The organism is Mesorhizobium sp. M0029 (assembly GCF_040323735.1).
In the GTDB taxonomy this organism is placed as follows: Bacteria; Pseudomonadota; Alphaproteobacteria; order Rhizobiales; family Rhizobiaceae; genus Mesorhizobium.
The window spans coordinates 271907-285632 of record NZ_JAMYVF010000001.1; the positions used below are offsets into that span (position 1 = coordinate 271907).

The following is a 13726-nucleotide window of genomic DNA, read 5'->3' on the forward strand; positions in this document are numbered from 1 at the left end:
CTCGAAGTCGGCACAGGTTGAGGCGCAATCATATAGAGCCTGCACTTCCATACAAGCATGCTTATGTTATGCGATCGCGTAACACACCGGATAGTTGCCGGTGGTTGACACAAAAGACCGGAATTTCCCTCGGCAAATGGGGGATTTCCGGGCGCCGCGGACATTCGGCGCCCGGGAAAATATCAGCCGGCCTTGCGGCCGATTATCCGGTTGACGGCCGAAACAACGGCTTCCAGCGAGGCGGCGACGATGTTGGTGTTGATGCCGGCGCCGAACAGCTTGCCGCCGGGATATTCCATCTCGACATAGGAAATCGCCGAGGCGTTCGAGCCGCGCTGGAGCGAATGTTCGGAATAATCAAGCACCGACATGTCGACGCCAACATGACGCGACAGCGCATCGACGAAGCCGTCGATCGGGCCGGTGCCGGAGCCGGCGATGGTCGTCTCCTTGCCGTTGTCGAGGATCACCGCCTCGACCACGCGCCGGCCCTTTTTCTCGGTGTCGGGATAGGTGTGATGGTCGAGGAACTTCAGTCGTGCGCCGGGCTGGTCGACATAGGTTTCGATAAAGCGGTCATGGATGCGTTTTGCCGGCACTTCCTTGCCTTCGGCGTCGGTGATCGCCTGGATCTCCTGGCTGAACTCGATCTGCAGGTTGCGCGGCAGATTGAGGCCGTAGTCGGCCTGCAGCACATAGGCGATGCCGCCTTTGCCTGACTGCGAGTTGATGCGGATGATCGCCTCGTAGCTGCGCCCGACATCGGCCGGATCGATCGGCAGATAGGGCACTTCCCAGACCGGCGTGTTGGCCTTCTTCAAGGCCTTCATGCCCTTGTTGATGGCGTCCTGGTGCGAGCCGGAAAAGGCGGTGTAGACGAGTTCGCCGACATAGGGATGGCGCTCGGAGATCTTCAGCTGGTTGGAATATTCGTAGACGTCCTTCATCCGGTTGATGTCGGAGCAATCCAGATGGGGATCGACCCCTTGCGTGTACATGTTGAGCGCCAGCGTCACGATGTCGACATTGCCGGTGCGCTCGCCATTGCCGAACAGCGTGCCTTCGACGCGGTCCGCACCCGCCATCAGGCCGAGCTCGGTGGTGGCGATGCCGGTGCCGCGATCGTTGTGGGGGTGCAGCGAGATCAGCAGGTTCTCGCGGTCGTCCAGGTTGCGGCACATCCATTCGATCCGGTCGGCATAGATGTTGGGCGTCGACATCTCGACCGTCGACGGCAGGTTGATGATCAGCCTGTTGTCGGCTGTCGGCTTCACGATCTCGGTGACGGCGTTGCATATCTCCAGCGCGACTTCGAGCTCGGTGCCGGTAAAGCTTTCGGGCGAATATTCGAAGCGATAACCGCCGCCGGCTTTGGCCGCCATGTCGGTGATCATCTTGGCCGCGTCGGTGGCGATGCGCTTGATACCGCCGACATCCTTCTCGAAGACGACGCGACGCTGCAACTCGCTGGTCGAATTGTAGAAATGCACGATCGGGTTGGTGGCGCCCTTCAGAGATTCGAAGGTGCGGGTGATGAGTTCGGGACGGCACTGCACCAGCACCTGTAGCGAAACATCGGCCGGCACATTGCCTTCCTCGATGCACCAGCGGGCGAAATCGAAATCGGTCTGCGAGGCCGAGGGGAAACCGATCTCGATCTCCTTGAAACCCATGTCGAGCAGCAGGGCGAACATGCGCGCCTTGCGCTCATGACCCATTGGATCGATCAGCGCCTGGTTGCCGTCGCGCAAATCGACCGAGCACCAGACCGGTGCCTTGTCGATGACCTTGTTGGGCCAGGTGCGGTCGGTGAGACCGACCGTCGGATACGGCTGGTATTTTCGGGCCGCGCCCGGCATGTGGCCGGCCGCGCCTTTTACGCTTTCGGCTTCGCCGGCGCGGATGTCTTCTCGTGCGTTCATCGTCTTGTTCTCCCGGCGGCTCCCGGATCGGTCTTCGGACGGATTCCAGGGCGAGCAGCGCCTTATCAGATTTTCGTTCGCTTGATGTGAATTGCCAATTTCTGAACTGGCCAAGGAGCGTGCGCGTAAGCGGCGGTTCGACCGCCGGGCGCTCCTTCAGCGAACCCGGCGATCGCCGATAAGGCCGAGAAGAAGCAGGGTCGATGCCAGCGCGCGCACGGTCTCGCCGGCAAAGCCGGTCGGACGGGAAGCGACGGAGGAGACGCGTGTGTTCATGGCGGGTTTCATACAGGAGCCGCCATGTACAGGCAAGTGGGCTGCCATTCCACCACTCGCGAGCACTCTTCCCCATGCGCGGCAAATGCGCCAGACTTGCGTGTAGCCGGGGCCGCAATGCTTCGCCGTCTGAGGGGTCATCCGTGAATTTCGTTTTCTTCTCGCCGCATTTTCCCGCCAACGGCGCCGATTTCTGCGACCGGCTGAAGAAGGCCGGCGCCACGGTGCTGGGCATTGGCGATGCGCCTTATGAGGCGCTGGACGGCAAGCTGAAGGTGGCCCTGTCGGAATATTACCGCATCGCCGACATGGAGGACTACGATCCGGTGTTCCGGGCGATGGGTCATTTCATCCACAAATGGGGCCGCATCGAGCGCTTCGAGTCCCTCAACGAGCATTGGCTGGAGCTGGAAGCCAACATCCGCACCGACTTCAACATCTACGGAACCAAGCTCGATTTCGTGAAGAATTTGAAGCGCAAGAGCCGCATGCGTGCATTCTTTCGCAAGAGCGGCGTCGACACCATCGCCCAGCGCAAATGCTCCGACCGGGCCGGTGCCATGACCTTCATCCGCCGCGTCGGCTATCCCGTGGTGGTGAAGCCCGATTCCGGTTCCGGCGCCTCGAACACCTTCAAGATCTCCAACGCCAGGGAACTTGACCAGTTCTTCAGAGACAAGCCCGAGGACGTGACCTTCGTCATGGAGCAGTTCATCGAGGGGCTGGTGGTGACCTTCGATGGGCTGGTCAACCGTGACGGCGAGGTGGTGCTGGCGGCCAGCCACCGCTACGACCAGAGCATCATGGAAGTGGTCAACAAGGACCGCCACATGAGCTACACCTGCTTTCCCAAGGTCCGACCGGCGATCGAAGAGGCCGGCCGCAAAATCCTCAAGGCGTTCGACGTGCGCGAGCGCTTCTTCCACATCGAGCTGTTCGAAACCAAGGACGACCGCGTCATCGCGCTTGAGGTCAACATGCGGCCGCCCGGCGCCTGGATGACCGATGCGATCAACTACACGTTCGACATCGACGTCTACGCGGCCTGGGCCGACATGGTGGTGAAGGATGCCGCCGGTGGTCCTTATGAGGGCAAGTATTTCACCGCTTATGCCAGCCGCAAGCGGCGCCTCGACTATTTGCACAGCCATGAGGACGTGATAGCCGCGCATCGCGACAAGATCGTCCATCATCAGCCAATTGAAGAGGTTTTCAGCCGCGCCATGGGAAATTACGCCTACCAGATGCGCTCGAAAGAGGAAGCAGCACTGCGCGCGGCCGTCGCCTACATCCACGCGGAAAAGGCTTGAACGCGATGGACATCTCCTATCACAAGGGTTTCTCCGGCAATCTCGGCCGCGACATGGAATACAAGCGCTACGGCCATGCCGGCCGGCCGGTGGTGGTGTTCCCGACGTCGCAGGGGCGGTTCTACCAGTTCGAGGATTCCGGGGGGGTTGGAGCGCTGGCCGAATTCATCGATACCGGCCGCATCCAGCTGTTCGCGGTCGACGGCATCGATTCGGAATCGTTCTTCAACAAGCATGCCGGCGCCGCGCACCGCATCGGTCGCCATGAGGCTTATTTCCGATATGTGCGCGAGGAGGCGCTGCCGGAGTTTCTGGCGACCGCTGAGCAAGCCAATGGCGGGCGCAAATTAAAGCCGCTGTTCACCGGCTGTTCGATGGGCGGTTATCATTCCACGAATTTCGTCTTTCGCTTTCCCGAACTCGCCAGCGGCGTCATCGCGCTGTCGGGCGTCTATTCGGCGGGCGACTTCTTCGGCAAGGCGCTGGAAGGCGATATCTTCTACAATTCGCCGCTCGACTATCTGCCCGGCATCGTAGACCCAAAACTGCTTGCCCGGCTGAAGGCGCTGAGGATGATCTTCTGCTGCGGGCAGGGCGCCTGGGAAGAGCGGATGCTGGTCGAGACCCGCAGGCTGGAACAGATCCTGCGCGACAAATCCATTCCCGCCTGGGTCGACTATTGGGGCGGCGATGTCAGTCATGACTGGCCATGGTGGCACAAACAGCTGGTCTATTTCTTCGGCCGCTGGCTGGATGATGATCTGATGCACCGGCTCGATTGATGACCACACCCGAACCTATCCGCCGCTTTATCGAGGCCACCAATGCGGGTGATAGCGAAGCCGTTCTCCACACGTTCACAGCCGACGCGTCCCTGACCGACTGGGGGCGGTCCTTCCAAGGCCGCCAGCAGATCGCGCGCTGGAACCAGTCGGATAATATCGGCGTGAAGTCCAATCTTCGCATTGTCCGCATCGCCGAGGTCGAGGGCAGCTACCGCGTCCGCATTGCCGTGAAAGGCAATGGCTTCAACGGTGAGGGTGACATGACCTTCGTGCTCGACGGCCACCGCATAGCGAGCCTCGTCATCTCCTGACGCGGCTCAGCTACCCTTCCTGGCAAACCGGCAGAGCAATGGTCTCGTGTTCCACCGCCGATCCACGGCGCAAGCCGAGAAAGACGACAAGGGCGGTGACGATGGTGATTGCCGCCAGCACGATCAGCAGCCTGTCGAACGCGATCTCATAGGCCTGGACCAGGACCGTGGCTCCGGCACCCGGCAAGCGGGCTGCCGCTTCGCCGATGTTGCCGGTCACCAGCAGCTGCGCGGCGGCGGTTGCATCCAGGGAAGACGCCGTTCCCTGAGCCGCCAGTTGGGCTGCCGTGAAACCCGACAGGACTGCCATGACGATCGCCAGCGCCACGCCTTCGCAAGCGACGCGGGTGGTGTTGAAGATGCCGACCGCCATGCCGGCACGCTCTTTCGGCACGACGCCGACGGCAAGTCCGTCCATCAGCCCCCAGGGCAAGGCGATGCCGACGCCGATGAGGATCAGCGGCGCCACCAGCGCTGCGACGACAGGCGGTGTCAGGCTCAGCCAGACAAGGCCGCCGGCGGCCACAAGCAGGCCGACACCGCAGATCGTTGCCGGAGCGATCCAGCGCGCTACCTGGCCGGCGAGCAGTGGCAGGATCAACAGCGGTCCCGACAGGCAGATCATCAACTGCCCCGCCTTGATCTCGCTCATCCCCTCGATGCCGATGAAGCGGATAGGCAACAGCACCAGCAGGACGACGAAGCCATAGGCGGGAGCGGCCGCCAGGAACTGGACGCCGACGAAGCGGGGAAAGCGGAACAGCGAGAGATCGAGCATCGGCCGGCGCACGCGCCGCTCGACGACGACGAAAGCGGCAAAGCAAAGGGCGGCCGCCACGAGAAGCGCGATCACCAGGGGATCGGTCCAGCCGCTCTGCGGCGCTTGCAGCATGCCGTAGGTCAGCGATGCCAGCGCGATCGTAAAGGTGCCGGCTCCCGCCCAGTCGAGGCCGGTCGCATCCGGATCGCGCGATTCCCTGATGGTGCGCAGGCCGAGCAAAGCGGCTGCAATCGCGAGCACTGCCACCAAGACGAAGATCGATCGCCAGCCGAAAGCATCTATGAGCAGGCCCGACGCTATCGGTCCAAAAGCGAGGCCGATGCCGAAACTGGTGCCGAGGAAGGAGAAGGCGCGCAGCCGCAATGGCCCATCGAATTCCTGGGCAAGAGCGGAGGCGCCGCCGGCAAAGGCGGCGGCACTGCCGAGCCCTTGCGCAGCCCTGAGCACATCGAACCAGACGATATCAGGGGCAAACATCGATCCCAGCGATGCCAGCACATAGGTGGCGAGGCCAACAAGGAAGAGCCGCTTGCGGCCATGATTGTCGGCCAGCGCGCCTGATGCCATCAAGGTGGCGGCGAAGGTCAGCATGAAGGCGTTGGTCACCCAGTTGAGCGCGATCGGGCTGCCGCCGAGGTCGGCCGCAATGCGGGAAAGCGCGACGGCCGGGCCGGTGAAGGTCAAGGGCATTGTCATGGCGGCAAGGCATACCGACAACAGGACAAGCCATGGCGCGACCGCGCCGTTTGTGGTCTTCGAGGTCATGGATTTCCTATCTGAACCAGGATCCGCCGGCCTGCCGCAAACTTGCTGCGCCGGTCGTAATGCGAAGATAGGCCCGCGACACTTCGAGAAAAATAGTGTTAAATCTCCAGATATATCGGACTGAAACGCTCGAATGGAGAGATCCGATGGAACGCCTCAATGGGCTCCTGGCCTTTGCCCGCACGGCTGAGTTCGGCAGCTTCATCGCTGCGGGCCGCACGCTCGGCATCTCGGCATCGGCCGTCGGCAAGAGCGTCGCCAGGCTCGAGCAGGATCTCGGCGTAAGGTTGCTTCAGCGCAGCACGCGCCGCATCGGCCTGACCGAAGAGGGCAAGCTGTTCAACGAGCGGGTGCGGCGCATCCTCGACGACATCGACGATGCCGAGGCGATGCTGTCGCGGAGCCGCGAAACACCGCATGGGCGGCTGCGCGTTTCGACGCCGATCGTGACCTATCACCTGCTGTTCCCGGTGCTGTCGGAGTTCATGGCGCGCTATCCCGAAATCGAACTCGACATTGACTTCAATGACCGCATCGTCGACCTCATCGACGAAGGCGTCGACATCGCGATCCGGAGCGGCGACCTGCCGGATTCGCGCCTGGTGGCGCGGCCGCTTGCACCCTTCCGGCTGCTGTTGTGTGCGGCACCCTCCTATATCGAGCAGCACGGCAACCCGAGCGGTCCGGACGATCTCGTGAACCATTACGGCATCCGCTTCCGCTTTCCCAACAGCGGCAAGCTGCAAGGCTGGCCGTTCATCGGCGGCAGCGCCGAGCCGCAGGTCCGCTCGATGCTGACCTGCAACAACACGGAGGCGCTGAAGGGCGCCACGATGGCCGGGCTCGGCATCAGCTCGATGCCCGATTTCCTGGTCCGCGAGGCGCTGCGTGACGGCCTGCTGCGCACGGTGCTGGACGACCATGTCGACGGCCGCGGCCAGTTCCGGTTGCTGTGGCCGTCCAATCGTCATTTGTCGCCGAAGGTTCGCGCCTTCGTCGATTTCCTTCCCGACCGGCTTGCCGCGACGCTGGGCGGCTCTTGAATTAGTCCTTCGCGGCCGACGGCGATAACGAAGACAGTGAGGAATAGCTCTGCTTCTCAGTAGGTGGCGCGGCCGCCGGACAGGTCGAAGGTCGCGCCGGTGGTGAAGGAATTTTCGTCCGATAGCATGAAGGCGATCATCGCAGCCGCCTCTTCGACTTCGACGAACCGGCCTCGCGGCACCTTGCCCAGCATGTAGGCGACCTGGGCCTCAGTGAGTTGTTCGAGGATGCGGGTGCGGGCGGGCGATGGGGTCAGCGCGTTGACGGCGATGTCGTGGCCGGCCAGTTCCTTACCGAGCGATTTTGTCAGCGCGAGCACGCCGGCCTTGGCGGCGGAATAGGCGGCGGCATTCGGATTGCCTTCCTTGCCTGCGACCGAGGCGATGTTGACGATGCGGCCGTAGCTGCGCGCGATCATGCCGGGCACCAGGCGCTTGCAGCAGTAGAAGACGCCGTTGAGGTCGATGTCGATTATCTGGCGCCAGGCGGCAGGATCATAATCCGCCACCGTCGCTGCCGGTCCGGCGATGCCGGCATTGTTTACCAGCAGATCGACCGGACCAAGCGAGCGCTCGGTTTCGGTCGCGGCGCTGTCGACGGCCTCCATCAGCGATTGATCGCACAGCAAACCCTCGACCCGGCCGAGCGGGGCGAGTTCGGAAACGGCCTTCGCCATGGCGGTCTCGTCCACATCCCAGATGGCGACGCTGGCGCCCGATGACAGCAGTCGCCGGGCGACAGCAAGGCCGATGCCTTGCGCGCCGCCGGTCACCACGGCGACCCGGCCTGAGAGATCGACGGCATTCACACGACGTTTCATGGGCACTTTTCCTCTTCCCTGGATATTTGAATCTCAGTCCCTGACGGCTCTCGCCACCAGCCGCGCTATGCTCGGCCCGGCGATGAGCACGACCAGGAAGCGGGTCGACTGCAAGGCCATGACGAAGGATATGTCGACGTTCTGCGCGGCGGCGGCAATGATGGCGACGCTGTCCATGCCGCCGGGGCTGGTCGCGAGATAGGCGGTCAGCGGATCGATACCAAGGACGTGGCTGATCAGCCAGGCTAGCCCGCCGCAAAAGGCGATCAGCACGACGATAGAGCCGACGATCTGCGGCAGCGCCCGTGTCGCATGACGCAGGATCGCCCGGGTAAAATTCAGCCCTATCGACCAAGCCGACCATCGCATAGGAGAGCGCCAGCAGCCATGGCGGCAATTGCATCGCCACGCCGAAGCCGAGATGGACGATGGTGCCGATGATGAAGGTGCCGAGGAAGAAGGGTGACGGCAGCCGGCACAACCGGCCGAGCAGGCCGCCGACCAGCGCCACGCCGAGCGTGGCGGCAAAGGCTGCCGGTTCGATCGGCGGGAACCAGACGATGGCTGGTACCTCGATGCCCGAAGTGTCGACCCACATCTTGGCGACGAGTGCTGCCGTCATCGAGACGAAGATGACGCGCAGATACTGCATGAAGGCGACGAGGCGCTGATCGGCGCCGAAGGCACCGGCCATCAGCACCATGGCAGTGGCAGCACCCGGCGACGAGCCCCAGACCGCGGTGGTGCCGGGCAGGATGCGCCAGCGGCTGATCAACCAGCCAAGCAGGCTGGACGCCGCAAGGGTCGCCAGCACCACGACAAGGACCAGCGGCCATTCCTTGTAGAACACCGAAAAAATGTCGGTGGAGATCGACGCCGCGACCAGACAGCCGACCAAGGCCTGGGCGGCGGCGAACAGCGGCCGCGGCACGCGCACCGTGGCGCCATTGGTGCCGGCAAGGATCGCCGCCAGCATCGGGCCGATCAGCAGCGCCGCCGGCAGTGCGGCGTATTCCAGCGCGCCGGCGAACAGCAGCGAGACGATCAGCAGCACCAGCCATTGTCGGACCGGACGCATGCCCGCCATGCGTTCGACGGCCGGTTGGTCTGGCGAAGAGTCCATGTTTGGGTCTTAGACCTGGAAGAGAAAAATGCGAACGCTGTCTCGGAAGAAATTCACGACCCCGACCCCGCGTTGGGATGTCACTCGTTTTTGGTGGCGGGCAGGCCGAAACCGCCGGCCGGATGGGTCTCGACCTGGAATTCGAAGCCGGCGATGATCGGCCGGGCCTTGGCGATCGCTGCCTGGACCTCCGGCAGCTGCAGCGAAGCCTTGTGGCTTGCGGCGTCGGTCCACACTTCGGTCACCCAGATCGCGTCGGCATCGGCCGGGTCGCGGGCGATGACATAACTCAGGCAACCCGGCATGGCGCCGGTCGAGGCGAGCAGCACATCCATGATCGCGTCCCGCTGGCCGCGCGCCGCCCGCATCTTTCCGATCAATCCGTACATTGCCTCTCCCCTTTCTTCCAACCTCAGCAAACGTGCGCACGACATGCATGGTTGCGAGACGCAGTATGCAATTGCCGGCTCACGGCATCAACTGGCCACCGTTCACCTCGATGACCTGACCGGTGATGTAGCCGCTCAAAAGATCGGAGGACAAGAACAGATAGGCGCCGACGCAGTCTTCGGCCGTGCCGGCACGCCCTTGAGGAATGGTGGCGACCATGCCCTTCATCTGCTCGTCGGTGGAATAGCGCTCATGGAAGGGTGTCGCGATGGTGCCCGGCGCCACCGCATTGACGCGGATGCCGAAGCCGATCAGTTCCTTGGCCATGCCGCGCGTCACATTGGAGACAAAGGCCTTGGCCGAACCGTACAGCCCGGCGCCGCCGCCAGCGCCATTGCGCGCCGCGATCGACGAGGTGTTGACGATGAAGCCGCCCTGCTTCTTCAGCCATGGCATCGCCTTGCGCGAGGCCGTCAGCACCGAGCGGGCGTTGAGGTCCATCACCGCGTCGTAGTGCGCCTCGGTCTGCTCCGCATAGGGCACGCGGCCGAGCATGCCGCCGGCATTGTTGACCAGCCCGTCGAGCCGGCCGAATTTTTCGGCGCTCTCCTCGACTACCCGCTCGACATCGGCTGCCTGTGAGAAGTCGCCCTGTGTCAGGAACACCTCACCGCCGCTGTCGCGGATGGTTTTGGCCAGCGTTTCTGCGGCCTTCCGGCTCGAATTGTAGTGCAGCGCGACCCGGCATTTCTGGGCGGCGTAGGCCAGTGCAAGGGCGGCACCGATGCCGGTCGAAGCGCCGGTGACCAGCACCGCCTTGCCGGCAAGATCGGGGATGACGAGGGTGGTCGCGGTCATGAGCACTTTCCTTCGGGCTGTTTGGCCACCCTTCGTAGGCTCTCATGGCCTTCACGTTCAAGCCCGTGGCGGCTCAGGGCCGGAGATAGGCGTAGCCCTGGCGCTGCAGTTCGGCGAGCTTGACGACGCCGCCCTTGTCGGCGGCGTGGAAGCCCTCGAGCAGGTCGGCAAGCGTGATCTCCATGCCTTGCATGGTGTTGCCGCAGGCATGCGGCTCAAGGCCCTGCTGGACGAGGCCGGCAAAGCGTCCCGAGATCGCCGCCGATATGCCTTTCGACTTGAAGCCGGCAAGGGCCGGACCATGCACGACCAGCACGATGTCGACATTGCCGCCGGTGCCTTCATAGTGGTTGTTGATGTTGCCGAGCACGAAGTTGACCTTATCGAGGTCGCTGAGGTGATAGGCGACCTTCGGTCTGTCTTCAGCGGCGGCCGCCCGGCTCAGCCCGAACAGGCCGGCGGCGCCGGCAAGGCTGGCCCGGAACATGTCGCGTCGACGCATGGCATCCTCTCGGCTTGCGCTCACCGCAAATTGCGTGGCTGCGGCCATGATACTAGCATAAATTGACGTTACGTCCTGTCGATGCGAGGAGGGGTCACATGGCGTTCAGGAAGTGGAAGGTTGTTGCCAGCGCTGGATTTGGCTGCGTGCTGCTCGGCGCGCTTGCAAGTTCGGCCCTTGCCGGCGATGCGCTTAAATTACCCGAACTCAGCCCGAATGGCGCTGATGCGTGTTTCGGCCGCGTCTATGATGCGGCGCACCTCAAGGCGCATCCAAAGCAGAAGGTGGCGCGGATCTTCTTCCTCTATGGCCATGATCCGGTGAGCCATCCGAACGAAGAGCCGATGGCAAACGCCGACACCTCCTACAACGGTTTTCTCACCACCACGGTGCGCGGCGCCAAGGCGCCGCAATGGGCCGGCGGCTGGTGCAATCACGAGTCCGAGGACGGCAAGTCAGGTCCGATCCGCTGCGGCATGGACTGCGACCGCACCATGGCGTCGCTGAAGCTCGATGACAAAGGCCGCCTGATCCTCACCGACGTCTCGTCCGATCTCTATCTCGACGCCGGATCGGAAGACGAACTGGGCGAAGCCGAATATGACCGGCAGGCTCTGGGCTCGGCGGACGATAATTTCCGCCTCGAGCCGATGCCGGCCGCAACCTGCCAGGCTGAATTCGCCAAGATCGATCCGATCGATCCGGCGCTGGGTGCGCCGTTGCGCGAGCGGCTGAAGCCGGACCAGCCTTTCTGCTTCGGACGCAATTACGATGCCGCGCATCTCTCCTCGCATCCCGACCAGATGACGCAGTCGATCCGGGTCTTCCGCGGGCCGGTCGAACTCGCCTCCTTTGCCTCAGGCGATGTCGCCAACTGGCCCGACGGCTCCGATGTCGCCGTTTCGGTGACCACCAGGAAGAACGGGACGAAGGTCACGCAGACCTATTCCTGCCAGGGTGAAGCGGATCAATGGCGCTGCGCGGCCAGTTCGAAGATGAGCAACTTTTCCTGCGATATCGCGCAAAAGGAAATCTTCCTCAAGCGCGGCGCCAACGGCACCCTGATGCTGGCCAACCCCAATAGCAGCCTGGCGATTGTCGATCTGTGCTCGGCGGATGGCAAGACCAAGTCCGATGACAAGGTCTACCGGTTGGAGGCTATGCCGCAGTCGGCCTGCACTCGTTGAGTTCGATCTTGTCTATGACGCTACCATGGTATATATCTTTGCTATATCTCATTTGAGGATAGCACATGGACAAGGCAAAGGTGTTCTGGTCAGGCCGGTCACAAGCTGTGCGCTTGCCTAAGGAGTTTCGGTTCGAGGCAGACGAGGTTTCGATCCGTCGTCATGGGCGAACTGTCATCTTGGAGCCGCTTGCGCAGGATTGGGCATGGCTCGACCAGGTCATCGCACCGGTTGACGACGATTTCGTCCAGGGAGCGCTGGAGCGTCAGGATGGTCAGGATCGACCTGCTTTGGATGACCTCTTTAAGTGACCTACCTGCTCGACACCAATGCCGTCATAGCGATCATCTCGGGCGACGAGGGTCTGCTGGCTTTGCTTAAACGGCATGCACCACAAGACTTTGCTCTCTCGGCGGTCGTTTTGCATGAGCTGTACTACGGCGCTGAAAAGAGCCAGCGAAAGGTCCAAAATCTGGCGCGCATCGAAGCTTTGCAGTTCCCGGTACTTGAATTCGACCGAGACGACGCGAGACATGCCGGTGAGATTCGTGCTGGGCTTGCGGCACTGGGAACCCCGATTGGTCCCTACGATGCGCTGATTGGCGGGCAGGCACGTGCTCGGGACCTCGCGCTGATAACCCGCAATATCCGCGAATTCGAGCGGATCAAAGATCTCACTATCGAAACGTGGTAACTCGCCTCACGCGAACGGCACCGCCGTCGTGCCTTTCGGCAGCTTCGCCTCGTCGTCCGGTTCGACATGGATGGTGACGCGCACCGAGGGGATTTCGGCCTTCAGCGCGTCCTCGATGCGGTCGCAAATGACGTGGCTGGCGCCGACCGTCATGTCGGCGTCGACGACCAGGTGGAACTCGATGAAGGTGGCGCGGCCGGCGATGCGGGTCTTGAGGTCATGAACCTCCAGCGCGCCCTTGCAATTGGCCGAGATGATGTCGCGAATGTGCATGTGTTCGGTCGTGTCCACTGCGCGGTCCATCAGCCCGTTCATCGACGAGCCGATGACGTGCCAGCCCTGCCACAGGATGTTGAGCGCGACGATGACGGCAAGCGCCGGATCAAGGATCTGCCAACCGGTCAGGATAGCGCCGACGAGGCCGCCGAAGACGCCGACCGAGGTCACGACGTCGGTCATGATGTGCCGGCCGTCGGCGACCAGCGCCGGTGATTTTGCGCTGCGCCCGGCGCGGATCAGCGTCCAGGCCCAGAAGGCGTTGATGACGGTGGCGACGCCGTTGATCGCCAAGCCCTCCCAGGGTTGTTCGAGCGGGGTCGGCGTCTGCCAGGAGCGCCAGACCTCGTTGAGGATCAAAAGCGCGGCGAGCACGATCAGCACGCCTTCCAGCACCGCCGAAAAATACTCGGCCTTGTGGTGGCCGAACGGATGGTCCTGGTCGGCCGGCTTGTAGCTGACCAGGACCGCCCAATAGGCGGCGGCCGAGGCTATGACGTTGACGATCGACTCCAGCGCATCCGAATAGAGCGCAACGGAGCCGGTGACGTACCATGCGGCAACCTTGAGCGCGAGCACCACGCAGGCGATGACAATCGACCAGAAGGCAAGGCTGGCGATCCTTTGCCTGGCCGCTGCCTTCGCTGCGATCGCCGCCGTGTTGTCCGTTGCCGCCATCGTT

At 62.9% G+C, this 13726-nt stretch carries 14 protein-coding genes and 1 pseudogene; 7 read left to right on the forward strand and 8 right to left on the reverse strand.

Annotation, left to right across the window (positions count from 1 at the left end):
• Positions 1–182 precede the first annotated feature (182 nt).
• Entirely contained in the window at positions 183–1922 is a 1740-nt protein-coding gene (gene leuA, locus NKJ76_RS01300; RefSeq protein WP_352536607.1) for a 2-isopropylmalate synthase, read from the reverse strand.
• 419 nt (positions 1923–2341) lie between these two features.
• Between leuA and NKJ76_RS01305 the strand changes: the two genes are divergently transcribed.
• From NKJ76_RS01305 to NKJ76_RS01315, 3 genes are read left to right on the forward strand one after another with little or no spacing between them, the layout of a single operon-like run.
• Positions 2342–3508, forward strand: a complete 1167-nt coding sequence (locus tag NKJ76_RS01305) for an ATP-grasp domain-containing protein (protein WP_023691631.1) — start codon at positions 2342–2344, stop codon at positions 3506–3508.
• A gap of 5 nt (positions 3509–3513) precedes the next feature.
• Positions 3514–4290: an esterase family protein gene (locus NKJ76_RS01310; RefSeq protein ID WP_352499774.1), complete on the forward strand. Its 777-nt coding sequence runs from the start codon at positions 3514–3516 to the stop codon at positions 4288–4290.
• Positions 4290–4604, forward strand: coding sequence for a nuclear transport factor 2 family protein (locus NKJ76_RS01315; protein WP_031192978.1), 315 nt, complete (start codon positions 4290–4292; stop codon positions 4602–4604). The genes NKJ76_RS01310 and NKJ76_RS01315 overlap by 1 nt, the downstream gene beginning before the upstream one ends.
• Before the next feature lie 10 nt (positions 4605–4614).
• Here the strand turns inward: NKJ76_RS01315 and NKJ76_RS01320 are convergent, their stop codons facing one another.
• Complete coding sequence (locus NKJ76_RS01320; protein WP_023691628.1) at positions 4615–6150, reverse strand: MFS transporter; 1536 nt, start codon at positions 6148–6150, stop codon at positions 4615–4617.
• Between the two features lie 146 nt (positions 6151–6296).
• Between NKJ76_RS01320 and NKJ76_RS01325 the strand changes: the two genes are divergently transcribed.
• Positions 6297–7193 carry a LysR family transcriptional regulator gene (locus NKJ76_RS01325; protein WP_023733384.1) on the forward strand — a complete coding sequence of 299 codons (897 nt, stop codon included), beginning with the start codon at positions 6297–6299 and terminating at the stop codon, positions 7191–7193.
• Between the two features lie 56 nt (positions 7194–7249).
• Here NKJ76_RS01325 and NKJ76_RS01330 read toward each other — a convergent pair whose 3' ends face one another.
• From NKJ76_RS01330 to NKJ76_RS01350, 5 genes and pseudogenes are all read right to left on the reverse strand, one after another.
• Entirely contained in the window at positions 7250–8002 is a 753-nt protein-coding gene (locus tag NKJ76_RS01330; protein WP_023669968.1) for an SDR family NAD(P)-dependent oxidoreductase, read from the reverse strand.
• A gap of 45 nt (positions 8003–8047) precedes the next feature.
• Positions 8048–9137 (reverse strand): annotated as a pseudogene (locus NKJ76_RS01335) (AbrB family transcriptional regulator).
• 80 nt (positions 9138–9217) lie between these two features.
• Positions 9218–9526 (reverse strand): putative quinol monooxygenase, encoded by a 309-nt coding sequence (locus NKJ76_RS01340; RefSeq protein WP_023669970.1) that lies wholly within the window; start codon positions 9524–9526, stop codon positions 9218–9220.
• Positions 9527–9605: 79 nt separating this feature from the next.
• Positions 9606–10385, reverse strand: a complete 780-nt coding sequence (locus NKJ76_RS01345) for an SDR family NAD(P)-dependent oxidoreductase (protein WP_023669971.1) — start codon at positions 10383–10385, stop codon at positions 9606–9608.
• A 73-nt stretch (positions 10386–10458) separates the two neighbouring features.
• Positions 10459–10887 (reverse strand): DsrE family protein, encoded by a 429-nt coding sequence (locus NKJ76_RS01350; RefSeq protein WP_023669972.1) that lies wholly within the window; start codon positions 10885–10887, stop codon positions 10459–10461.
• Between the two features lie 98 nt (positions 10888–10985).
• On the opposite strand from NKJ76_RS01350, the gene NKJ76_RS01355 reads away from it, so the two are divergent.
• The 3 genes from NKJ76_RS01355 (at position 10986) to NKJ76_RS01365 (ending at position 12768) form a co-directional block, all read left to right on the forward strand.
• On the forward strand, positions 10986–12074 hold the full coding sequence (locus NKJ76_RS01355) for a hypothetical protein (RefSeq protein ID WP_023669973.1): 1089 nt from the start codon (positions 10986–10988) through the stop codon (positions 12072–12074).
• 65 nt (positions 12075–12139) lie between these two features.
• Positions 12140–12385: an antitoxin gene (locus NKJ76_RS01360; RefSeq protein ID WP_023669974.1), complete on the forward strand. Its 246-nt coding sequence runs from the start codon at positions 12140–12142 to the stop codon at positions 12383–12385.
• Positions 12382–12768, forward strand: a complete 387-nt coding sequence (locus NKJ76_RS01365; protein WP_023669975.1) for a type II toxin-antitoxin system VapC family toxin — start codon at positions 12382–12384, stop codon at positions 12766–12768. The genes NKJ76_RS01360 and NKJ76_RS01365 overlap by 4 nt, the downstream gene beginning before the upstream one ends.
• Before the next feature lie 6 nt (positions 12769–12774).
• Here the strand turns inward: NKJ76_RS01365 and NKJ76_RS01370 are convergent, their stop codons facing one another.
• On the reverse strand, positions 12775–13722 hold the full coding sequence (locus NKJ76_RS01370) for a cation diffusion facilitator family transporter (protein WP_023669976.1): 948 nt from the start codon (positions 13720–13722) through the stop codon (positions 12775–12777).
• Positions 13723–13726: the final 4 nt, after the last annotated feature.